The organism is Bradyrhizobium sp. CCBAU 53415, assembly GCF_028128735.1.
GTDB lineage: Bacteria > Pseudomonadota > Alphaproteobacteria > Rhizobiales > Xanthobacteraceae > Bradyrhizobium.
Map to the genome: position 1 here is coordinate 385,532 of NZ_LBJF01000027.1, position 20,849 is coordinate 406,380.

The window sequence follows — 20,849 nt, forward strand, 5'->3', positions numbered from 1 at the left end:
CCTCTACTTCACTTTGCTGGTGAACTTCTTCACGGCGATGCGGAACGCGTCCGTGTTCATCGCCATGATGATCTTGTGCTCCTCGGCATCCAGCTGCTGCTTCACCGGCGTGGTTGCGGCCTGGTAGACCAGCTGCTTGGTGCCGGCGATCGCCGCCGGCGGATTCTGCGCCAGCCGTTCGGCAAGCTGCCGCGTCGCCGCCTTCAGCTCGGTTGCGGGGACGGTCTTGGCGACGAGGCCCCATTCATAGGCCTGCTGCGCGGTAAAATTGTCCTCGGCGAGGAAAATCTGCAGCGCCCGGCGCGATCCGACCGTGCCGACGATGCCCACCGTCGAGCCGCCGTCCGGCGACACTCCGATCTTGGCATAGGCCGGCGTGAACTTGGCGTCTTCCGCGGCGATGCACAGATCGGTGACGAAGGCGAGGCCCATGCCGGCACCGGCGGCCGAGCCGTGCACGCTGGACAGCGAGATTTTCGGCATGCGCCTGACGATCTCGATGAAGGCATGATAGTGCTTCAAGAGCTCCCCGACGACCGGCGTCACCGTGCCGGCTTCGGCGGCCGCCCCGATCGTCTGCAGATCGCCGCCGGCAGAGAAGGCGCGGCCTTCGCCTTCGAGAACCACGACTCGGATTGCGTCGTCGCCTTCGATATGAGCGGCGAGCTGCTCGAGCTTCTGCGCGATGGCGAGGTTGATCGAGTTGAACGCGGCAGGGCGGTTGAGCGTGATGGTAGCGATCGGGCCGTCGATTCGCAGCAAGGCGGGATCGTCGGGCTGGGAGATTGGAGCTGGCATCTGGAATGTCCCCGGCAATGAGGTCGTTCGCGCAACTAAATCGCAGAAGCGCGGGGGAGACAATCCCCGCGGTGCGCCCTTGCACTGGACGGAACGATAGGCTCAAATGGACCCGCCTTTTCCAAGGGACGGACACGAGCGCCGGCTCCTCGTAAGGTCAGCAATCAAAATCAGCGAGATAGGAGGCGGCATGGGTCACGCTCGTGTCTTCCGCAAATGGGCCGTCCAATGAGCGAAGGTCCGGTGATCATCGTCGGTGCCGGCCACGGCGGCTATCAGGTCGCGGCGTCCCTACGACAGGCGGGCTTTTCGCAGCGCGTCTGCCTGATCAACGACGAGGAGCATCTGCCCTATCAGCGGCCGCCGCTGTCAAAGGCCTATATCAAGGGCTCCGCCGGTCCTGAGAGCCTGATGTTCCGCCCCGAAAAATTCTACCAGGACCAGAAGATCGAGCTGATCGCGGGCCGCGCGGCCTCGATTGACCGCGCGGGGCGCAAGGTGCATCTCGCATCCGGCGAGACGCTGGCCTACGGCCACCTCGTGCTGGCGACAGGCGCGCGCAACCGCCTGCTCGACCTGCCCAATGCCAATCTGCCCGACGTGAGATACTTGCGCATCCTCGACGACAGCGAGGCGCTGCGCAAGATCATGTCCACGAAGCAGCGTACGGTGATCATCGGCGCCGGCTTCATCGGCCTCGAATTCGCCTCCACCGCCCGGATCAAGGGCCTCGATGTCGACGTGCTCGAGCTTGCCCCGCGCGTGATGGCGCGCGCTGTGACGGCCGAGGTCTCGGAGTATTTTCAAGAGCGCCATCGCGAGGCCGGCATCCGCATCCATCTGGGCGTGCAGGCGACTTCGATCGAAGCCGAGAACGGCAAGGTGACCGGCGTCTCCTTGAGCGACGGCCGACATCTGCCTGCGGACCTCGTCGTGGTCGGCGTTGGCGTGCTGCCGAACATCGAGCTCGCGGCCGAGGCCAGGCTGCCGGTCGCGGCCGGCATCATCGTCGACGAATATCTTGCGACGGCTGACCCGAACATTTCCGCGATCGGCGATTGTGCGCTGTTCGCAAGCCCGCGCTTCGGTGGCTCGCTGCGGCTGGAATCGGTGCAGAACGCCACCGATCACGCCCGCTGCCTCGCGGCGCGGCTGACCGGCGACCGCAAACCTTACGACGGTCATCCCTGGTTCTGGAGCGACCAGGGCGACGACAAGCTCCAGATCGCGGGGCTCACCACCGGCTACGACCGCGTCGTGCTGCGCGGAGACCCCGCCAGGAAGGCATTCTCGGCCTTCTGCTACAAGGGCGACAAGCTCCTCGGCATCGAATCGATCAACCGCGCCGGCGACCACATGTTCGGCCGCCGCTTGCAGGCCATGGATCGCTCGATCACGCCGGAGCAGGCCGCGGACGAGAGTTTTGACCTCAAGAGCGCACTGGCGTGATCGTCTCCCTCGCCCCGCTTGCGGGGAGAGGCGAAGAAAGCGCCGTGGTCTACATCACTGCCGCCACTTCCTTCGCCGTCGGCATCGACGGCCCGGCGCCCATGCGCTGCACGCTGATCGAGGCGGCGGCGTTGGCGAAGGCGAGGGCGGTGCGCAAGGGCACATCGTCGGCCAGTTGTGCGGCCAGCGCGCCGACAAAGCAGTCGCCGGCGCCTGTGGTGTCGAGCGCCTTCACCACGCGGCCGGGCACGGCAATCTCGTCGCGCCCCGCCAGCGCGAGCACGCCGCGCTTGCCGAGCGTGACGCAGATGGTCTGGTCTTCGCGCGCCTGAAGCTTTCGCGCGACGTCGATGATCCTTGCCGCCTCGTCGCTCTCGGAGAGCTCGCTGCCGGCGAGGAAGCCGAGCTCGGTCTCGTTCAGCACGAGGATGTCGACGAGCGCGAGCAGCTCGCGGGACATGGCCTGCGCCGGTGCCGGGTTGAGCACCGTCGTGGCCCCGGCGGCGCGGCCGCGCCGAAAGAACCCGGCGATGGCCGGCAGAGGAATCTCGAACTGGCTGACGGCGACGTCGCCCTCCAGCAGCGGCACGACGTCGACGTCGTCGGCGCCGACCAGCCCGTTCGCCCCGGGAATGACGACGATGGTGTTGTCGGCCTCCGCCACCGTGATGATGGCCGTGCCGGTGTGGGCCTCCGCCGTCTCCTGGACATAGCCGAGATCGATGCCCTGTTCGCCGAGAAAGGCCTTCAGCTCGCCTCCGAATGAATCCTTCCCCAGCCGCCCGATCAGCGTGGTCCGCGCGCCGAGCCGGGCCGCGGCCACCGCCTGGTTCGCGCCTTTGCCGCCGGGAAAATACAGCACCTGGCGGCCGGCGACGGTCTCGCCGACCTTGGGATGGCGATCGGCGGTCGCCACCACATCCATGTTGATGCTGCCGGCGACGAAGACGCGTCCCATATGAGACCTCTGCGACTGCTAGACCCTGACCTCGAACTCGTGCCTGACCTTGGCGATGTCGACGAGCGTCGGCAAGCCGGCCTCGTTGCCGAGGCGCTGGATCTTGAAGGTCGAGGCGGCGCGGGCAAAATCAAAATGCTCGCGCCAGCTTTTGCCGGGATGGGCGAGATAGGAGTAGACATAAGCACCGTGGAAGACGTCGCCGGCGCCGTTGGTGTCGATCACGCGCTCGCGCGGGATCGGCATCGCCGGCATCACCTGCACCGTTCCGGTTTCGTCGTACCAGAGCAGGCCCTTCTCGCCCATGGTGACGCCGCCGATCTTGCAGCCGCGGCCCTTGAGGTAGTCGAGCATCTTCTCCGGCGTCAGGTCCATCTGCTCGCACAGCCGTTCGGCGACGATCGCGACGTCGATGAATTCGAGCAGCTCATGCGTATTGGTGCGCAGCCCGCCGCCGTCGAGCGAGGTCAGGATGCCGGCCTCGCGGCAGACCTTGGCGTAGTGGATCGCGGCGTCCGGCTGATGGCCGTCGACATGCAGCGCGCGGCAGCCGCCGAGGTTGAGCATCGGAAAGGGGTGGATGTGTTCGTCGTCGCGGCAGCGGACGATGGCGCGTTTGCCGTCCTTGGGCATGATGAAGGAGAGCGAGGACTGGTTGACCTTGCGCCCATGCAGCGAGATGCCGTACTTCGCGCACATGTCCTGGAACATGCGCCCCAGCCAGTCATTGGCCGCGGTGGCGATGAGATCCGGCACGATGCCGAGCTTGGCGCAGCAGAAGGCCGCCGTCACCGCATTGCCGCCGAAGGAGACCGCGTAGTCCGAGGCCACGTGCTTCTCGTCGCCGGTGGGCATGTGGTCGGTGATGAAGACGACGTCGATATAGGTCTGTCCGATGAAGAGAGCCTGCATTGCTTGTCCGTGATGCGCTTGTGGTCCCGGCCGACGGGATTACTCTAGCACCGGTTCCGCTCCGGAGGGACGCTGAAATTATTCGCAAAACTGCCGCCCGAAGCGCTTGAGGTCAGCATGGTGCCGGAATACGACCATGTCGGGCCAATGCCAAGCCCGGACGAACGCCGTCTGCCGGTCCATGGGTTCCAAGTCGATCAAAAGGATGCAGGATGATCATCGGCCTCGATCACATCGTCGCTCTGGTGAGCGATATCGGTGCGGCCAAGGCGGCATATCAGACGCTGCTCGCCCGCGCGCCGGCCTGGCAGAACTCCGGCGAGGGCGCTGACCGGGTGCTGTTCACGCTTGACAACATGACGATCGAATTGATGGCGCCGAGCGGCTTCAGCGTCACCGCCGACCGCATGCGCGCGCTGCTCGATGATCAGGAAGGCGTGCTCGCCAGCCTGTGCTTTCGTGTCGCAGACATCGGCAAGATGCACCGGCGGCTGGAGCGGGTGGCCTTGAGGCCGGACCCTGTTGCGGAGGTCGAAAGCAGCGATGCCGTGACCGAGGCCGTGCTGCACTGGAAGCGCACGCGTGCCGCCACGGAGCTCACGCGCGGCGTGCGCATGTTCTTCCTCGAACTGGCCGACGAGCGTCCGAAGTCGGTCGCGACCGACATCGCGCCGATCGACGCGCTCGACCACGTCGTGATCACCACCGAGGATTCCGAGCGCGCCGCCGCACTCTATGGTGCGCGGCTCGGGCTTGATCTGGCGCTGGACCGCTCGCACCAGGACTGGGGCCAGCTGATGTTCTTCCGCTGCGGCGACCTCATTGTCGAGGTGGTCCGCCGCCCGGTGGCGGGTGGCGATGCCGCGCATGACCGGCTCTGGGGTCTGAGCTGGCGCGTCGCCGACATCGACGCCACGCGCGCCCGCCTGATCGCTGCCGGCCTCGACGTCAGCGAAGTCCGCAACGGCCGCAAGCCGGGCACGCGAATCATGACGGTGCGCGATGGTACCTGTGGCATCCAGACGGTGCTGCTGGAGCGCTCGCCGAAGCCGGCGGGGTAGGGCCGCGTAATGCACTCTCGTGTCCCGGACGCGCTGCAACGACCTTGGCGTTGCTGCGCAGAGCCGGGACCCATGCGGCCGCACGACGATCGGCAACATGGGCCCCCGGCTCTGCGGCGCACCGCACCAGACGATGCTTCGCATCGCCGGGAGCGCTGCGCCGCGTCCGGGGCACGAGATCGTTCTCAAACACCCGTGCGCGTGCTACACGCTGACTTGAGACCATCCAGCGAGCACCCGGTTTGGCGAAGGCAAAGCGAACTCTGAAATGGCAGCGCGATCCCGAGGGGATGCGGCTGCGCATTCTCGAAGCCGCCAAGCAGGAGTTTTCCGCCCATGGTCTCGCCGGCGCGCGCGTCGACCGCATCGCGGCCAAGGCCGGCGCCAACAAGCGCATGCTCTATTACCACGTCGGCAACAAGGACGACCTCTACCTCGCGGTGCTCGAAGGCGCCTATGACAAGATCCGCAGCGAGGAGCGGGGGCTCGATCTCGAGCATCTCGATCCGCCCGAGGCCATCCGGCGCCTGATTGAATTCACCTGGAATTATTTCCTGCGCAATCCCGAATTCCTGTCTTTGCTCCAGACCGAGAACCTCGCGCGCGCAAAGCACCTGAAGCGCTCGACCAAGGTCAAGTCGATGCACTCGCCTTTCGTCGAGATGATCCGCACCGTGGTGCGGCGCGGCGTCGAGACGGGCGATTTCCGGGTCGCCGTCGATCCGGTACAGCTCTACATCTCGATCGCGGCGCTCAGCTTCTTCTATCTCTCGAACTCGGCGACGCTCAGCGTGATCTTCGGCCGCGATCTCCTGGACAAGAAGGCCAAGGACGAGCGTCTCGCGCACATGGTGGGCCTCGTGCTGGCTGCGCTGACCGGGCAATCGGTCGCGCTGTTCGAGATCGCCAAGGCGCCGAAGTCGCGCGCCGCGGTGGTGCAGACGGCCTAGCCGGCGGAGTCCGCACGCAGGGCAGACGTGGCTTTCCTCAATCTCCACTGTCATTGCCCGCGAAGGCGGGCAATCCGGCATTCCAGAGACGCTGGTGGGATATGGCGAGGCCGCGGCGTACTGGATTCCCCGCCTTCGTGGCGAATGACATCGAGGGTGGGGCGATCTCGTGCCCCGGACGCAGCGCAGGGCTCTTGCGATGCGCTGCAGAGCCGGGGCCCATATCACTACCGAGCACGCGGCCGCTGGGTCCCGGCTCGGCGCAGCAACGCTTCGCGTCGCAGCGCGTCCGGGACACCGCGGCGATAGTCCCCTTCCCAAAGCTCCAAGGAACCGCCGCAAAACGTCACAGCGAAAGCTCTGGACAGTATTTATCCAACGGGTTAATTTCTCCCGGCAACGAAAAAAATGCCGGGAGTGGAAATTGGCCGAGCCAAAGCCGCAGAGTGCGGTGTCCAAGATGCTGAATGCGGCCTGGGTTCGGCCGTTCTTGTTCCTGGTCTTCATCGTCGTCGCCTGGGATCTGGCGATCCGGCTGTTCAAGATCCCCGCCTACCAGATCCCGTCGCCGCTGGACGTCGTCGCCGTGCTCCGCACCGAATGGCCGGAGCTGCTGCGCCAGTCCTGGCCGACCACCTATGCGACCGTCTGCGGCTTCCTGCTGTCGGCGCTGTTCGGCATTCCCGTCGCGATGCTGATCGCGGGCTCGAGGACGGTGGAGAGCTACGTCTATCCGCTGCTGGTGTTCTCGCAATCGGTGCCGAAGATCGCGATCGCGCCGCTGTTCGTGGTCTGGTTCGGCTTCGGCATCATTCCGAAGGTCATTTCGGCGTTCCTGCTCGGCTTCTTCCCCGTGGTGGTCTCCGCGGTGCAGGGCTTCAAGTCGGTCGATCCCGACATGGTCGACCTCGCCCGCGCCATGCAGGGCAGCCGCTTGCAGGTGTTCCGCGCCGTGAACCTGCCGCATGCGCTGCCGGCGATCTTCTCGGGCCTCAAGGTGTCGGTGACGCTGGCCGTGGTCGGCGCCGTCGTCGGCGAGTTCGTCGGCTCCAACTCCGGCATCGGCTACGTGATGCAGCGCTCGATCGGCACGTTCGACCTGCCGACGATGTTCGCGGCGCTCGTGATCCTGGCGCTGCTCGGCGTGATTCTGTTCTGGGTCGTGGACCGGATCGAGAAGCTGGTCATTCCCTGGCATGTCAGCCAGCGCGAAGACGTGATTTTCGCCTCTTAGCAAGAACTACGGCAACGAACGGCCACCAGCGGCCGACGCAACAACGACTAAGGGAGAGTGACGATGAAGCGGTGGATAGGGGCTGTTTCGGTGGTGCTGATGACCTTCGCAGCCATGCCCGCGCAGGCGGCCGACAAGGTCGTGCTGATGCTGAACTGGTACGTCTATGGCGAGCACGCGCCGTTCTATTACGGCAAGGCCAAGGGCATCTATGCCGCCGAAGGCATCGATCTCGAAATCCAGGAAGGTCGCGGCTCGGCTGCAACGACGCAGGCCGTCGCCGCCAAGACCGCCGATTTCGGCTATGTCGACGTCCCGACCATGATGCGCGCCGCCATCAAGGGCGCGCCTGTGGTTGCGACCGGCGTGCTGCTGCAGACCTCGCCGATGTCCGCCATGGGCTTCGCCGACAAGAACATCAGGAAGCCCGAGGACATCAAGGGCAAGACCGTCGCGATCACGCCGGCCGACTCCATGACCCAGATCTGGCCGCTGTTCCTGAAGAAGACCGGCCTGAAGGAGAGCGACTTCAAGACCGTTGCCGGCGACGGCCAGACCAAGCTCAACGCCGTCATCAATGGCCAGGCCGATCTCCTGCTCGGTTACGTCATGGACCAGTCGATGAAGATCAAGGATGCCACCGGCAAGGACGTCTATCCGATCAAGTTCGCCGACTACGGCATCAACATGGTCTCCTCCGGCATCATCGCCAACACCGACTACGTGAAGGCCAATGCCGATCTCGTCCGCCGCTTCATGTCGGCAACGACCAAGGCTGTCGAAGCTGCCGAGAAGGAGCCGAAGGCTGCTGCGCAATCGATTCTCGATGCCAACCCCAAGGGCGGCAAGATCGACACGCTGACGCAGGGCTTCGAGCTGACCATTCCGCTGTACCGCACCGCGGAGACCAAGTCCAAGCGGCCATTCCAGGTCACCGACCAGAACATGACCGAGACCGTCAACCTGCTGGTCGAATATGGCGGTCTTGATGCCAAGGCCAAGGAGAACCCGAAGGCCTTTTACACCAACGACTATCTGCCGAAGAGCGGCTCGTGAGCCAAACACCGTCATTCCGGGGCGCCCGAAGGGCGAACCCGGAATCTCGAGATTCCGGGTCTGGTCCTTCGGACCATCCCGGAATGACGGTTCTTATCGTCGAACGGGCTTAATTGAATGAATCCAGCAACAAGGCCAAATGACACCGTGCAGCCGGCCGCCCATCTGAGACTGGTGAACGACCGGGCGGGCGATGCGTCGGGCATCAAGCTGTCAGGCGTGTCGAAAACATATCGGACGCGCGACGGCGATGTGCCGTCGCTGCGGCCGCTCGACTTCCACATCAATGACGGCGAGTTCTTCGTCGTGGTCGGCCCAAGCGGCTGCGGCAAGTCCACGCTGCTCAAGCTGATCTCGGGTCTGCTGCCGCCGACCACGGGCGAGATTCTGGTCGAGGGCGAGAAGGTGACGACGCCGCACGGCAATGTCGGCATCGTGTTCCAGAACGCGCTGCTCCTGCCCTGGCGCAACATCCTCAACAACGTGATGCTGCCGATCGACATGAAGCGGCTGCCGCGGCAGGAATATCTCGACCGCGCCAAGTCGCTGTTGAAGCTGGTCGGCCTCGAAGGATTCGAGAAGAAGCTGCCATGGCAGCTCTCCGGCGGAATGCAGCAGCGCGCCTCGATCTGCCGCGCGCTGGTGCACGATCCCAGGATCATGCTGATGGACGAGCCGTTCGGCGCGCTCGACGCGCTGACGCGCGAGCGCATGAATGTCGAATTGATGCGGATCCAGCGCGAGACCAGGAAGACGGTGCTGCTGATCACGCACTCGATTCCTGAGGCCGTGTTGCTCGCCGATCGCGTCCTGGTCATGACCGAGCGGCCCGGCGCGGTCGCCGCGATCTACGACGTGCCGCTGCCGCGCCCGCGCTCGCTCGACGTGATGGCCGACCCCGTCTTCACCGAGCTCGTGCAGCGCATCCGCAAGCACTTCTTCTCGCAAGGTTCGCTGGACTAAAACCATGTCCCCCCGCCTGAAGCTGCGAGACATCGCCTTCTTCGAACGTCCCGTGCAGTTCGCGCGGCCGTTCCGCTTTGGCGCAATCACCATCAATGCAACGCCGCAGCTGTTCGTGCGGGTCGAGATCGAGGTGGAAGGCAGGGGTGTTGCGGTCGGCGCCAGCGCCGAGCTGCTGGTGCCGAAATGGTTCGACAAGCGGCCGGAGCTGTCGCCGGCGCAGACGGTGGATGGGTTGAGACAATCGCTGGAGATCGCGCGCGGGTTTTATCTGGCACGGACCGGATTTTTGACCGCGTTCGATCTCCACGCCTCGTGCATCGGCGCGCAGGTGGCGACGTGTGCGACAAAGAACATTCCGGCGCTGGCCGCCGCCTATGGTCCCGCGGAGATCGACAAGGCGATCCTCGATGCGCTTTTGCGCGCCGTCGAAACCAGTTTCTTCGAGGGCATGGCCGCAAACGTCGCCGGCATCGATGCGCGGCTTTCTCCTGACCTCGGCGACAGCGACATCGGAACGTTTCTCTCCGGCCGGGTGCCGCGGCAGCGTGTTGCGATCAGGCATACGGTCGGCCTCGACGACACTGTTGAAGGCGAGGGCGGTGTAGCCGATGCCCGTGAGAACGCTGGTGCAAGCTATTTCAAGCTGAAGCTGTCGGGCGATCCCGTAGCCGATGCGGCGCGGCTGGCGAGGATCGGTAAGGAGCTCGACACGCTTGGGCGTGACACTAGAGCGACGCTGGACGCCAACGAGCAGTACGCTGACCTGAGCGCGCTGCAGGCGCTGATGGACCGGCTCGATCGCGATGCCGCCTTGCACCCGATCGCATCGCGCCTGCTGTATGTCGAGCAGCCGATGCCGCGCGACATTACACGGCAATCGCCGCTGGGTTCGCTCGCCGCGCGCAGATTCATCATCGACGAGGCCGACGATTCCTACGACGCTTTCCCTGCGGCGCGTGCGCTCGGCTATTCCGGCATCTCGTCAAAATCCTGCAAGGGTCTCTACAAATCCATCGTCAACGCGACGCGCGCGACGCAATGGAGCGCGGGCGGAGAGACGTTCTTCGTGACCGGCGAGGACCTCACTTGTCAGGCTGGCCTCGCCGTGCAGCAGGACCTCGCGCTCGGTGCCTTCCTCGGCATCACCCATGCCGAACGCAACGGCCACCATTATGTCGACGGTTTCGGCGCAGCGCCGGCCGCCGAAGCGCAGGCCTTCGCGGCCGCGCATTCCGATCTCTATGCCGATGCCGGGCAGGGCATCCGGCTCTCCATTCACGACGGCGATCTCCTGACGGGATCGCTTCATTGCGCGGGCTTCGCCTCGTCGGTCCATCCGGACTGGTCGGCACTCCGCCCGCTCGAACAGCCAAGATCACTTCAGGAGTATCCGGCATGACCACCCAACGCCTCGGCCTCATCATGAACGGCGTCACCGGCCGCATGGGGCTCAACCAGCATCTGATCCGCTCGATCGTCGCGATCCGCGACCAGGGCGGCGTCCGCCTGAAGAACGGCGACCGCGTGATGCCCGACCCGATCCTGGTTGGCCGCAGCGCCGAAAAGGTCGAGGCGCTTGCCAAACGCTACAACATCACGCGCTGGACCACCGACCTCGACGCCGCGCTCGACGACAAGAACGACACCATGTTCTTCGACGCCGCAACCACGCAAGCGCGCCCCGGTCTGCTGACCCAGGCCATCAACGCCGGCAAGCATGTCTATTGCGAAAAGCCGATCGCGACGAATTTCGAGGAGGCCCTCGAGGTCGTGAAGCTCGCCAACGCCAAGGGCGTCAAGCACGGCACGGTGCAGGACAAGCTGTTCCTGCCCGGCCTGAAGAAGATCGCCTTCCTGCGCGACTCCGGTTTCTTCGGCCGCATCCTCTCGGTGCGCGGCGAGTTCGGCTACTGGGTGTTCGAAGGCGGCTGGCAGGAAGCGCAGCGGCCGTCCTGGAACTACCGCGACGAGGACGGCGGTGGCATCATTTTGGACATGGTCTGCCACTGGCGCTACGTGCTCGACAACCTCTTCGGCAACGTCCAGAGCGTGAGCTGCATCGGCAACACCGACATTCCAGAGCGTTACGACGAGCAGGGCAAAAAGTACAAGGCGACCGCCGATGATTCCGCCTACGCGACGTTCCAGCTCGAGGGCGGCATCATCGCCCACATCAACATGTCCTGGGTCACGCGTGTCTATCGCGACGACCTCGTCACCTTCCAGGTCGACGGCACGCTCGGCTCGGCGGTCGCCGGGCTCACCGACTGCATGATCCAGGCGCGGCAGGCCACGCCTCGGCCGGTCTGGAATCCGGACGAGAAGCGGCTGCACGATTTCTACGGCGACTGGCAGAAGCTGCCCGACAACGTCACCTACGACAACGGCTTCAAAGAGCAGTGGGAGATGTTCATCCGCCACGTCTACGAGGATGCGCCCTACAAGTTCACGCTGCTCGAGGGTGCCAAGGGCGTGCAGCTTGCCGAATGCGCGCTGAAGAGCTGGAAGGAACGCCGCTGGATCGACGTCGCTCCGATCAAGGCGTGATGTCTATTAGATAAGTCCCGATGCCCACCAAGCCGTCATTGCGAGGAGCGAAGCGACGAAGCAATCCAGAGTCCCGCCGCGGATGCAGTCTGGATTGCTTCGCTTCGCTCGCAATGACGGGGAGAGGTCTGAGACCATGAACAAGCCCGTACTCCCGATGTCATCCCTGTCGCTCAAGCTGCCCAAGGCCGATCGCTCGATCGAGACCTATCGGTTAGCTGCCTCGCGCACGTTCCCCGCAAAGCTCGAGAGACCGCTGAACCGAATTGCCTTCTCGGCCGTGCACACCGTCGCCGATCCCTTCGCGGACAATGATCCCTGGCTGTCTGTCGCCGTCGACTGGGACAAGACCATCGCCTTCCGCGAGCACGTGTGGGACCTCGGCCTCGGCGTTGCCGAAGCGATGGACACCGCGCAGCGCGGCATGGGCCTGGACTGGCCGACCTCGCTGGAGCTGATCACGCGTTCGGTCGCCGCCGCGAAGCGCCGCAACGCGCTGGTGTTCTCCGGCGCGGGCACGGACCATCTTGCAGTCGAGGATGCCAAGAGCCTCGATGACGTGATCCGTGCTTACGAGGAGCAGATCTCGGCCGTCGAGAAGGTCGGCGGCCGCATCATCCTGATGGCATCGCGCGCGCTGGCCAAGCTCGGCCGCAGCGCCGACGATTACGCGAAAGTCTATGGCCGCGTGCTGTCGCAGGTCCGCGAACCCGTGATCATCCACTGGCTCGGCGACATGTTCGATCCGGCGCTGACGGGCTATTGGGGCACGAAGGATCTCGACAAGGCCATGGATACGGCCGTCGCCATCATCAACGACAACGCCGCCAAGGTCGACGGCGTCAAGGTCTCGCTGCTCGATAAGCAGCGCGAGATCGATATGCGCCGCCGTCTCGACAAGCGCATCAAGATGTATACAGGCGACGACTTCAATTACGCGGAGCTGATTGCCGGCGACGAACAGGGCTTTTCGCATGCGCTGCTCGGCATTTTCGACGCGATCGCACCGGCGGCGTCCTACGCGCTGTCGCGGCTTGCGGCCGGTGACGAAGCCTGCTTCCACGACGTGCTGGGGCCGACGGTGCCGTTGTCGCGCCACATCTTCAGGGCGCCGACGCGGTTCTACAAGACCGGCGTCGTCTTCATGGCCTACCTCAACGGCCACCAGGATCATTTCACCATGGTGGGTGGGCAGGAGAGCGCGCGTTCGATGCTGCATCTGGCCGAGCTGTTCCGTCTCGCCGATCAGGCCGGCCTGCTCGCCAATCCGGAACTGGCGACACGTCGCATGAAGACCGTGCTGGCCTCGCATGGGCTGGAGTCCTGATGCGCGATTTCTCGTCCGACCATCGCTGGCTGTCGCTCAACACCGCGACAGTCCGCAAGCAGGGTGACCTCATCGAGATCATCGACGCCTGTGCGAAGCACGGCATCCGCGCCATCGATCCGTGGCGTGACCAGGTCGCCGCCGTCGGCCTCGATCGCGCCGTGCGTGTTGTGCGCGATGCCGGCCTCGAACTTTCGGGCTATTGCCGCGGCGGCATGTTCACCTCGGACGCCTCGCGCCGGGGCGAGGTGCGTGACGACAACAGGCGCTGCGTCGACGAAGCCAAGGCGCTGGGCGCGCCCTGCATCGTCCTCGTCGTCGGCGGCCTGCCGCAATATTCGCGGCCGGGCAGCGAGGCCTCGAAGGATCTCGTGGCAGCGCGCGGCCAGGTCGAGGAAGCTCTCGCCGAGATGCTCGACTATGCGAGGCAGGCAAAGCTGCCGCTGGCGATCGAGCCGTTGCATCCGGCCTACGCCGCCGACCGCGCCTGCGTGAACACCACGAAACAGGCGCTCGATATCTGCGACCGGCTCGACTCCGGCCGCAGCGGCATGCTCGGCGTTGCGCTCGACGTCTATCACGTCTGGTGGGACCCGGAGCTGATGGGCCAGATCGCGCGCGCCGGCACGGACCGGCTGCTCGCCTTCCACGTCTGCGACTGGCTGGTGCCGACGAAAGACATCCTCAACGATCGCGGCATGATGGGCGACGGCGTCATCGACATCAAATCGGTGCGTCAAGCGGTGGAAGCGCAGGGCTTTGCCGGCTATTCCGAGATCGAGATCTTCTCTAACGATTGGTGGGGTAGGCCGATGGACGAGGTGCTGCGCACCTGCATTGCGCGGCACAAGGCGGTGGTTTAGGTCACGCGTGCGCTGCCCTCACGGGCTCGCGACCTTTTGCAATGTGTTGAAGCGGGCCTTCTGCTCGCTGCTCAGCGTGGCGTAGAACTCGTCCAGCGCAGGTTCGACCAGCTTGGCGGCCGTCAGCATGGCCTCGAGCCGGTGCTGCATCGCCTCCAGCCGTCCGACCGGCGTCAGCGGCACATCATTCGGGCAGGCCGCTTGCAGGTCCTGAACGCCCTTCGCCGTCGCTTCGCTGAGACGGTCGAGCGCCTCCTTCTGCTTGCCCGCGGGGTGGAGCACCGCCTCGATCCTCTGGATCGGCAACTGGGTCAGGCCGGACTTGGGATCACCGCAGCTCTCGCTACTCGCTTCCTGCTGCTGGGACGAGCGGTCGCCGACATTGGGGCCGAGCGCGTTGAAGCGAGCCTGCTGTTCGTCGCTGAGCGAGCTGTAGAAAGTCTCCAGTGCCGGTCGCACGATCCTGACGGCCTCCAGCGTCGCACTGACGCGATTCATCATCGCGCGCAGGCGGCCAGGCGGCGTCAGTGCATAGGTCTCCGCACAGGAATCCTTGAAGACATCGGCAGCCTTGGCCGCCGCGGTCTTCAATTCGTCGAGCAGCGCGCGTTGCTCCGCCGTCGGCTGCACGGCTCGCGCGATATCGGCCAGTGGCCAGGCGGTGACGCCCTTGTCCGGTGTGCCGCACAATTGCCGTAGCGTCTGCGGGCTCACGCTGGTGCGCGGACGTGTGCGGCCGCCGCCGGCTTGTGGATCATCATATGGGTTGGTGCTGGCAAAGGCGGAATACGGGCTGTCACCGCCCCAGAACACGGTGTCGACGAAGTCGTCATACGCGTACGCCCAATAGCCGGGCTCGTAGGCATAGGACCAGAACGTGTAGTCAAAAATGTCGGAGTAAGCGTATGGCCAGAACACCGGCCCAAGCCACGCCACGAACACCGCGGGATGACGGTGCCGCCAGGCCTGCCGGGGTGCCCAGCCGCTTTGGCGGGCGACGAGGGCCGCCTGGGTCTGCGGAGTGGTTTGCTCGCGGAAGCGCGCTGCAAACCGCCCGCGCTCGGCACCCTGTGCGACGGCCGTGGCAGTCGGGGCGCGCGCGGCCGGAGCCTGGAGGCCAAGCCGCTGCTGGCGCGCGAGGTCACTCTGCTGCGCTCGCTGCTCACGGCCAAGCAAGCGGTTCTGGGTCTGGAGCATCCGTTGCTGCAGGCGTTGTGCCCGCGCACCTTGCGGCTTTTGCGACTGCAATTGCTGCACGCGCTGCTGGAGGCGTTCGATGCGGGTCTTACGCTCTGTCGTCTGGCGCGACAGCATCTCACGCTGCCGCTGCTGCACGATCTGCTGGCGCTGCTGGATCTGCTGCTGTCGCTGTTGCGCGCGCTGCTCGATCTGATCCCGCCGCGACATCCGCTCGCTCGCGGCCGGCGGTGCGCTGGGCCGCGAGGGGGCGGCCGAGGGAGTGGCGATGTGCGGCGTCGGCCGCGGTGCCATGGCCGGTCTTTGCGGCGCTGCCGGCGCCCGATGGAATTCCGGCCGTGGCGCCGCCACGTGCGGGGCGGCCCGCGGCGGCGCAGCGAAATGCTGGGTCGGACGCGGTGGCGGCGAGGCCATATGCGGCGCCGGATGTGGCGCCATGGCCGGCCGCTGCGGCATGGCCGGCGGATGGAATGCCGGCGCGGCGGGACGCGCCATGGCGGGCGGCGCTGTTGGACGGGCCATGGCCGGTGGTGCCGCTGGCCGTGCTGCCGGCGCTGCGGCTTGACCCGGTGGCCCGCCCCTTCCATGTCCCTGGCCGAACGCGCCGACGCTCGCCGCCAGCATCGAGACACCAACTAGAGCAGAGGTAAGGCAAACGCCACGCGGAAGCATGATCTTAGCTCCCAGCTCATAATCGCCCGCAACATTTCAACGCGCCGGTTGCGGAATCGTTCGTTGCTGGCGGCGGCGGGTATGCGATCTTCGGACGCAGGGCAGTCTCAGGAGAAGTCCTGCGTCAGGGTGGCGGCGAGCCGCTCCAGCGCCCAGTCGACCTGGTCGCCTGTGATCACCAGCGGCGGAGCGATCCGGATCGTTTGCTCATGGGTATCCTTGGCGAGGATGCCCTTGGCCTGGAGCGCCTCGCAGTACCTGCGGGCGCGACCGGCCTCCGGATGCAACTCGACCGCCAGCATCAGGCCGCGGCCGCGCACCTCGCGGATCGTGTTGGCGCGGATGTCTTTCAGGCCTTCCAGAAAGCGCGCGCCTTGCCTCGCCGCGTTCTCGATCATGCCTTCCTCGACCAGCACGCGCATCGCCGCGCGCGCCACCGCACAGGCAAGCGGGTTGCCGCCGAAGGTCGAACCATGCTGGCCGGGTCTCAACGTCCCGAGCACGTCGTTGTTCGAGAGCACGGCCGACACCGGATAGAAGCCGCCGGACAGGGCCTTGCCGAGCAGCGTCACGTCCGCCTCTATGCCCTCGTGCTGTTCGGCGAGCAGCTTGCCGGTGCGGCCCAGTCCGGTCTGGATCTCGTCGAGCACCAGCATCACGTTGTTGGCGGTGCAGAGCTTGCGCACCTCAGTGAAATAGCCGGCCGGAGGAATGATGACACCGGCTTCGCCCTGGATCGGCTCGACCAGGAAGGCGACGGTGTTTGGCGTGATTGCGTCTTCCAGCGCCGCGGCGTCGCCGAACGGGATGATCTTGAAGCCTGGCGCGAACGGCCCGAAATGTGTGCGCGTCTCGGGATCGGTTGAAAAGCCGACGATGCCCAGCGTGCGTCCGTGGAAGTTGTTGGCGCAGACGATGATCTCGGCCTGGCCGTCCGGCACGCCCTTGACCTCATAGCCCCATTTGCGCACCGACTTGATCGCGCTTTCGACCGCCTCGGCGCCGCTGTTCATCGGCAGCACCTTGTGGGAGCCGGTGAGCGCCGCGATCTCTTCGTAGAACGGGGCGAGTTGGTCGTTGTGGAAGGCTCGCGAGGTGAGCGTCAGCCTGTGCGCCTGTTCGACCATCGCCGCCAGGATCTTGGGGTGGCAGTGGCCCTGGCTGACCGCCGAATAGGCCGAGAGGCAATCGAGATAACGGTTGCCTTCGGTATCCCAGACCCAGACACCTTCGCCGCGCGACAGGACGACCCCGATCGGCTCGTAATTCTGGGCGCCAAAGCGTGCTTCTGTTGCGATGAAATCAATGACCGACGAGCTCATCTGTCGCCACTCCATTGCTGCGCGCGCCGGGGCGTCGACGACGGCATGGGCCGCGCTCCAATTGATGTGGGTATCAGTTTGGGCACTCGGAAGCCTTCATGCGCCCGATCGCGTCACGCGGCCTGATTTACCTGGAATGTCAGATAGTTCTACGGGGCCACGCGGCACCGTTCGCCGGCTCACCCGCTACTGTGCATGGGGTTGTTTTCGCACTTTTTTGTTGGCCCTCACCCGATCGCGCAGGGTACGCTCAAGAAGCCGCGAAACCGGACCCGTCCGCCCCGCACCGGCTGGCCGCTCACGCTGTAGTTTGGGAAGCGCGCCAGGAAGCGTGAGATCGCAATCGCCCCTTCCAGCCGCGCCAGCGCCATGCCGGCGCATTGATGTGCGCCGGTGGCGAAGGCGAGGTGCCGGTTCGGCGTGCGCGCGATGTCGAAGCGTTCCGGGTCCGGAAACTGCGCGGGGTCGCGGTTGGCCGCACCAATGCACAGCGTCACCGACGTGCCGGCATCGAGCATGACGTCGCCGAGCTCGACCCGTTCAGTGGTCATGCGGTTGCCGAGCTGGTTGGAACTCTCGTAGCGCAGCATCTCCTCGACCGCGGTCTTGATGAGCTCGCGGTTGTCGATCAGGCGCTGCTTCTGGTCGGGATGACGGTCCAACGCGACGAGGCCGTTGCCGATCAGGTTGGTCGTGGTCTCGTGGCCCGCATTGAGCAGGAAGATGCAATTGTGCAGCAGCTCCTTCTCGGTCAGCCGCTCGCCGTTCTCCCCGCCGCTACCTTCTCCCTGGATGAGGCGCGTCAGCACGTCGCGCTCGGGATTGCCGGGCTTCGCGCGCCGGCGCGCGACCAGCGTTTCGAGATAAGCGAGGAAGTTCGTCACCGCCCTGTTGCCGCGCGCCGCCGCTTCGGACGATACCACGGGTTCGAGGGCGCCGAGGATCGCCAGCGACCAGTCGCGCAGCGGTCCACGTTCGTCGTGGGGGACGTCGAGCAGATTGCCGATGACTTCGATGGGAATGGAAGCGGCAAAGTCCTCGATCAGTTCGCAAGCCCCCTTGGCCGCGATGGCATCGAGCAGGCCGTCGACAAGCTTGACGAGATCGCCTTCCATCCCGGCGATCGCGCGCGGCGACAGCGCGCCCATGATCAGGCGGCGCACGCGGGTGTGTGAGGGTGGATCGTTGAAGACGAGGCTCGTGGTGTGATGCTCGTAGAGCGGGGTGTCGCCGTATTTCGGCGCGAACTCGCGCTTCTTGTCCGAGCTGAACGATTTGGTGTTCTTGTAGGTGGCGACGAGGTCGTCATAGCGGGTCAGGAACACGGTGCCGTTCGGCAGGCGCTTGACCGGCTCGTTCTCCCGCAGTGCACGATAAGTCGGGTAGGGGTTGTCATAGAACTCCGGCGTCAGCTTCTCGAGGTCGAAGCTTGCCGCCAGCGCTTTCGCATCTGCGTTCATCCCGTTATACTCGCCGGTTAAAGCCGTTATGCCGTTTTTGTTGTTCTGGTCGGCGCGTGCATGCGTCTACAGTCGTTGCACCTTGCTAGCCGACCGGACAGGAAAATGCACGCGCGCGCTGACGCTCCCGACACGGCCCCGAACTGGCCCGACGATATTTTTGCGACATTGCAGCGCTTCGACGTCCGGCAGGTGCCGTATGTGCCTGACGCCGGGCATTCCAGGCTGATCCAGCGCGTGCTGGACTCCTCCACCATGCGCGGCATTCCGCTGACGACGGAGGAGGAGGGCGTTGCGCTTCTCGCCGGCGCCTGGACGGGCGGGCAGCGCGGCGTGCTGCTGATGCAATCGAGCGGCGTCGGCAACTGCATCAACATGCTGTCGCTGATCCCGATCCTGCGCTTTCCGTTCCTCACGCTGGTGACCATGCGCGGCGAATGGGGCGAGTTCAATCCGTGGCAGGTGCCGATGGGATCGACCACACAGGGCGTGTTCGAGCTCTCCGGCGTCAAGGTGCTGCGCGCCTCGAACGCAGCCGAGGTGCCGGCGGTGCTCGAGGCGGCCGCGGCGCAGGCCTACAACGCGCTCACCCCCACCGCCGTCCTTCTGTCGCAGCGCCTGATCGGCGCCAAGGTCTTCACCAAATGAGCAAGGCCAATCTCCTCGACCGACGCCAGGTGGTGTCCACGCTGCTCGCGGACCGCAAGGACGTGGTTGCGATCGGTGGCCTGGGTGCCTCCACCAACGACATGTGCGCGGCCGGCGACCATGCGCGCAACTTCTACCTTTGGGGTGGCATGGGCGGTGCCGCGATGATCGGGCTGGGCCTCGCGCTGGCGCAGCCGAAGCTGCCGGTGCTGGTCATCACCGGCGACGGCGAGATGCTGATGGGCATGGGCAGCCTCGCCACCATCGGCCTGCAGAAACCGGCCAACCTCTCGATCGCAGTGCTCGACAACGAGGCCTATGGCGAGACCGGCGGCCAGACCAGCCACACCTCGGCCGCCGCCGATCTCGTCGGCGTCGCCAGGGCATGTGGCATCGCGGACAGCCGGGCTGTCACGACCATGGCCGAGGTCGAGGCCTTCGCCAAAGCCGTCCACGACGTCTCGGCCGGGCCGCGCTTTGCCAATGTGAAGATCGACGGCGCCAGCCTGGAGCGGATCCTGCCAAGCCGGGATGGGACTTACATCCTCAACCGGATCCGCGGTGAGCTCGGCTTCCAGCCGATCTAGCCCGCCGCGGCTCGCAAGACGGGTTCACCCTGCACGCAGGCGGGGTGGCGGGGCGAATTTCCCCTGAATTTGCAACGCATTCAGGTTGCGATGCAACATAGTGCTTGACTTCTGCGTGGGTGAGTGCTTACTCACCCCGCATGAGCTCATTGCGTATGACGAGCGACCTGAGGCGTCAATTGATCCTCGGTGCCGCGAAACGCTGCTTTGCCCGACACGGCTATACCGGCACCACGACGAAGAGCGTGGCGGCCGCCGCTGCCATTTCCGAGGCGCTGCTGTTCAAGCATTTCCCCTCCAAGGCGGCGCTGTATGCCGAGATCCTCAGCGACGAATGCGAGGCGGACCCGGCCCTGATGGAACTGCTCGAACGCGAGCCGTCGACCGCCACGCTGGTCGAAGTGATCCGCGGCATGGTTCAGCATTTCCTCGCGGTCGCGGACGGGCCCGACCAGGAAGAGGCGCAGCGCCTGCGGCTGATGGTCACGAGCCACCTGGATGATGGCGAATTCGCCCGGTTGCTATATGCCAAGATCGAGACGCTGATCGGGGCTGTCTTCGTCACCTCGCTCGAGCGCGCGATTGCGAGCGGTGACGCGCGGCCGTGCGTTGGCGAGCCGCTCAATCTGTTCTGGTTCGCGCATCACTCGGTGATGACCGCGGCGCTGACCAGGCTGCCGGCCACGCCTTGTCTCGCTTACGGCAAGGCGAACGATCTGGAGCGGCAGCTGTGTGAGTTTCTCCTGAGGGGTATCGGACTTAACGACGCCGCAATTGCTTCGCATCTGGGCCGCAATCAGGCCGCGGATGCCGGCGAGGCGGCGATTGCAGAAAGTGCATGA

19 protein-coding genes are annotated in these 20,849 nt (G+C 65.4%); 13 read left to right on the plus strand and 6 right to left on the minus strand.

Annotated features, from left to right (window positions below):
* Positions 1-3 precede the first annotated feature (3 nt).
* On the minus strand, positions 4-798 hold the full coding sequence (locus tag XH87_RS30025) for an enoyl-CoA hydratase/isomerase family protein (RefSeq protein ID WP_271590013.1): 795 nt from the start codon (positions 796-798) through the stop codon (positions 4-6).
* Between the two features lie 228 nt (positions 799-1,026).
* Here XH87_RS30025 and XH87_RS30030 point away from each other — a divergent pair, with 228 nt between their 5' ends.
* The gene (locus tag XH87_RS30030; RefSeq protein WP_271590014.1) at positions 1,027-2,247 is read left to right on the plus strand and encodes an NAD(P)/FAD-dependent oxidoreductase; all 1,221 of its coding nucleotides are present in this window, start codon (positions 1,027-1,029) and stop codon (positions 2,245-2,247) included.
* Positions 2,248-2,296: 49 nt separating this feature from the next.
* Here XH87_RS30030 and XH87_RS30035 read toward each other — a convergent pair whose 3' ends face one another.
* Both XH87_RS30035 and XH87_RS30040 read right to left on the minus strand, forming a co-directional pair.
* Positions 2,297-3,205: a ribokinase gene (locus XH87_RS30035; RefSeq protein ID WP_271590015.1), complete on the minus strand. Its 909-nt coding sequence runs from the start codon at positions 3,203-3,205 to the stop codon at positions 2,297-2,299.
* A gap of 18 nt (positions 3,206-3,223) precedes the next feature.
* The gene (locus XH87_RS30040) at positions 3,224-4,117 is read right to left on the minus strand and encodes a sugar kinase (RefSeq protein WP_035710593.1); all 894 of its coding nucleotides are present in this window, start codon (positions 4,115-4,117) and stop codon (positions 3,224-3,226) included.
* Positions 4,118-4,329: 212 nt separating this feature from the next.
* On the opposite strand from XH87_RS30040, the gene XH87_RS30045 reads away from it, so the two are divergent.
* From XH87_RS30045 to XH87_RS30085, 9 genes are all read left to right on the plus strand, one after another.
* A complete protein-coding gene (locus tag XH87_RS30045) occupies positions 4,330-5,178 on the plus strand; it encodes a VOC family protein (protein WP_271590016.1) in 849 nt (282 codons plus the stop codon).
* Positions 5,179-5,420: 242 nt separating this feature from the next.
* Complete coding sequence (locus XH87_RS30050; protein ID WP_271590017.1) at positions 5,421-6,128, plus strand: TetR/AcrR family transcriptional regulator; 708 nt, start codon at positions 5,421-5,423, stop codon at positions 6,126-6,128.
* A gap of 424 nt (positions 6,129-6,552) precedes the next feature.
* Positions 6,553-7,362: an ABC transporter permease gene (locus XH87_RS30055; protein ID WP_035710598.1), complete on the plus strand. Its 810-nt coding sequence runs from the start codon at positions 6,553-6,555 to the stop codon at positions 7,360-7,362.
* Between the two features lie 63 nt (positions 7,363-7,425).
* Positions 7,426-8,418: an ABC transporter substrate-binding protein gene (locus XH87_RS30060; RefSeq protein ID WP_271590018.1), complete on the plus strand. Its 993-nt coding sequence runs from the start codon at positions 7,426-7,428 to the stop codon at positions 8,416-8,418.
* Between the two features lie 117 nt (positions 8,419-8,535).
* Entirely contained in the window at positions 8,536-9,381 is an 846-nt protein-coding gene (locus XH87_RS30065; protein WP_158668556.1) for an ABC transporter ATP-binding protein, read from the plus strand.
* A 4-nt stretch (positions 9,382-9,385) separates the two neighbouring features.
* Positions 9,386-10,783, plus strand: coding sequence for a hypothetical protein (locus XH87_RS30070; RefSeq protein ID WP_271590019.1), 1,398 nt, complete (start codon positions 9,386-9,388; stop codon positions 10,781-10,783).
* Positions 10,780-11,931 carry a Gfo/Idh/MocA family protein gene (locus tag XH87_RS30075; RefSeq protein WP_271590020.1) on the plus strand — a complete coding sequence of 384 codons (1,152 nt, stop codon included), beginning with the start codon at positions 10,780-10,782 and terminating at the stop codon, positions 11,929-11,931. The genes XH87_RS30070 and XH87_RS30075 overlap by 4 nt, the downstream gene beginning before the upstream one ends.
* Positions 11,932-12,067: 136 nt before the next feature.
* On the plus strand, positions 12,068-13,258 hold the full coding sequence (locus XH87_RS30080) for a dihydrodipicolinate synthase family protein (protein ID WP_271590021.1): 1,191 nt from the start codon (positions 12,068-12,070) through the stop codon (positions 13,256-13,258).
* Positions 13,258-14,121: a sugar phosphate isomerase/epimerase family protein gene (locus XH87_RS30085; RefSeq protein ID WP_271590022.1), complete on the plus strand. Its 864-nt coding sequence runs from the start codon at positions 13,258-13,260 to the stop codon at positions 14,119-14,121. Before XH87_RS30080 ends, XH87_RS30085 begins: the two co-directional genes overlap by 1 nt.
* A gap of 18 nt (positions 14,122-14,139) precedes the next feature.
* Here XH87_RS30085 and XH87_RS30090 read toward each other — a convergent pair whose 3' ends face one another.
* The 3 genes from XH87_RS30090 to XH87_RS30100 all read right to left on the minus strand — a co-directional run bounded on the left by XH87_RS30090 (position 14,140) and on the right by XH87_RS30100 (position 18,772).
* On the minus strand, positions 14,140-15,840 hold the full coding sequence (locus XH87_RS30090) for a Spy/CpxP family protein refolding chaperone (protein WP_271590023.1): 1,701 nt from the start codon (positions 15,838-15,840) through the stop codon (positions 14,140-14,142).
* Between the two features lie 257 nt (positions 15,841-16,097).
* On the minus strand, positions 16,098-17,312 hold the full coding sequence (gene rocD, locus XH87_RS30095) for an ornithine--oxo-acid transaminase (protein WP_271590024.1): 1,215 nt from the start codon (positions 17,310-17,312) through the stop codon (positions 16,098-16,100).
* Between the two features lie 227 nt (positions 17,313-17,539).
* Positions 17,540-18,772, minus strand: coding sequence for a cytochrome P450 (locus tag XH87_RS30100; protein ID WP_271590025.1), 1,233 nt, complete (start codon positions 18,770-18,772; stop codon positions 17,540-17,542).
* Between the two features lie 105 nt (positions 18,773-18,877).
* Here XH87_RS30100 and XH87_RS30105 point away from each other — a divergent pair, with 105 nt between their 5' ends.
* The 3 genes from XH87_RS30105 to XH87_RS30115 all read left to right on the plus strand — a co-directional run bounded on the left by XH87_RS30105 (position 18,878) and on the right by XH87_RS30115 (position 20,849).
* Entirely contained in the window at positions 18,878-19,420 is a 543-nt protein-coding gene (locus tag XH87_RS30105; RefSeq protein WP_035710616.1) for a phosphonopyruvate decarboxylase, read from the plus strand.
* Positions 19,417-20,007: a thiamine pyrophosphate-dependent enzyme gene (locus XH87_RS30110; RefSeq protein WP_271590026.1), complete on the plus strand. Its 591-nt coding sequence runs from the start codon at positions 19,417-19,419 to the stop codon at positions 20,005-20,007. The genes XH87_RS30105 and XH87_RS30110 overlap by 4 nt, the downstream gene beginning before the upstream one ends.
* A gap of 155 nt (positions 20,008-20,162) precedes the next feature.
* Positions 20,163-20,849, plus strand: a complete 687-nt coding sequence (locus tag XH87_RS30115; RefSeq protein WP_035710633.1) for a helix-turn-helix domain-containing protein — start codon at positions 20,163-20,165, stop codon at positions 20,847-20,849.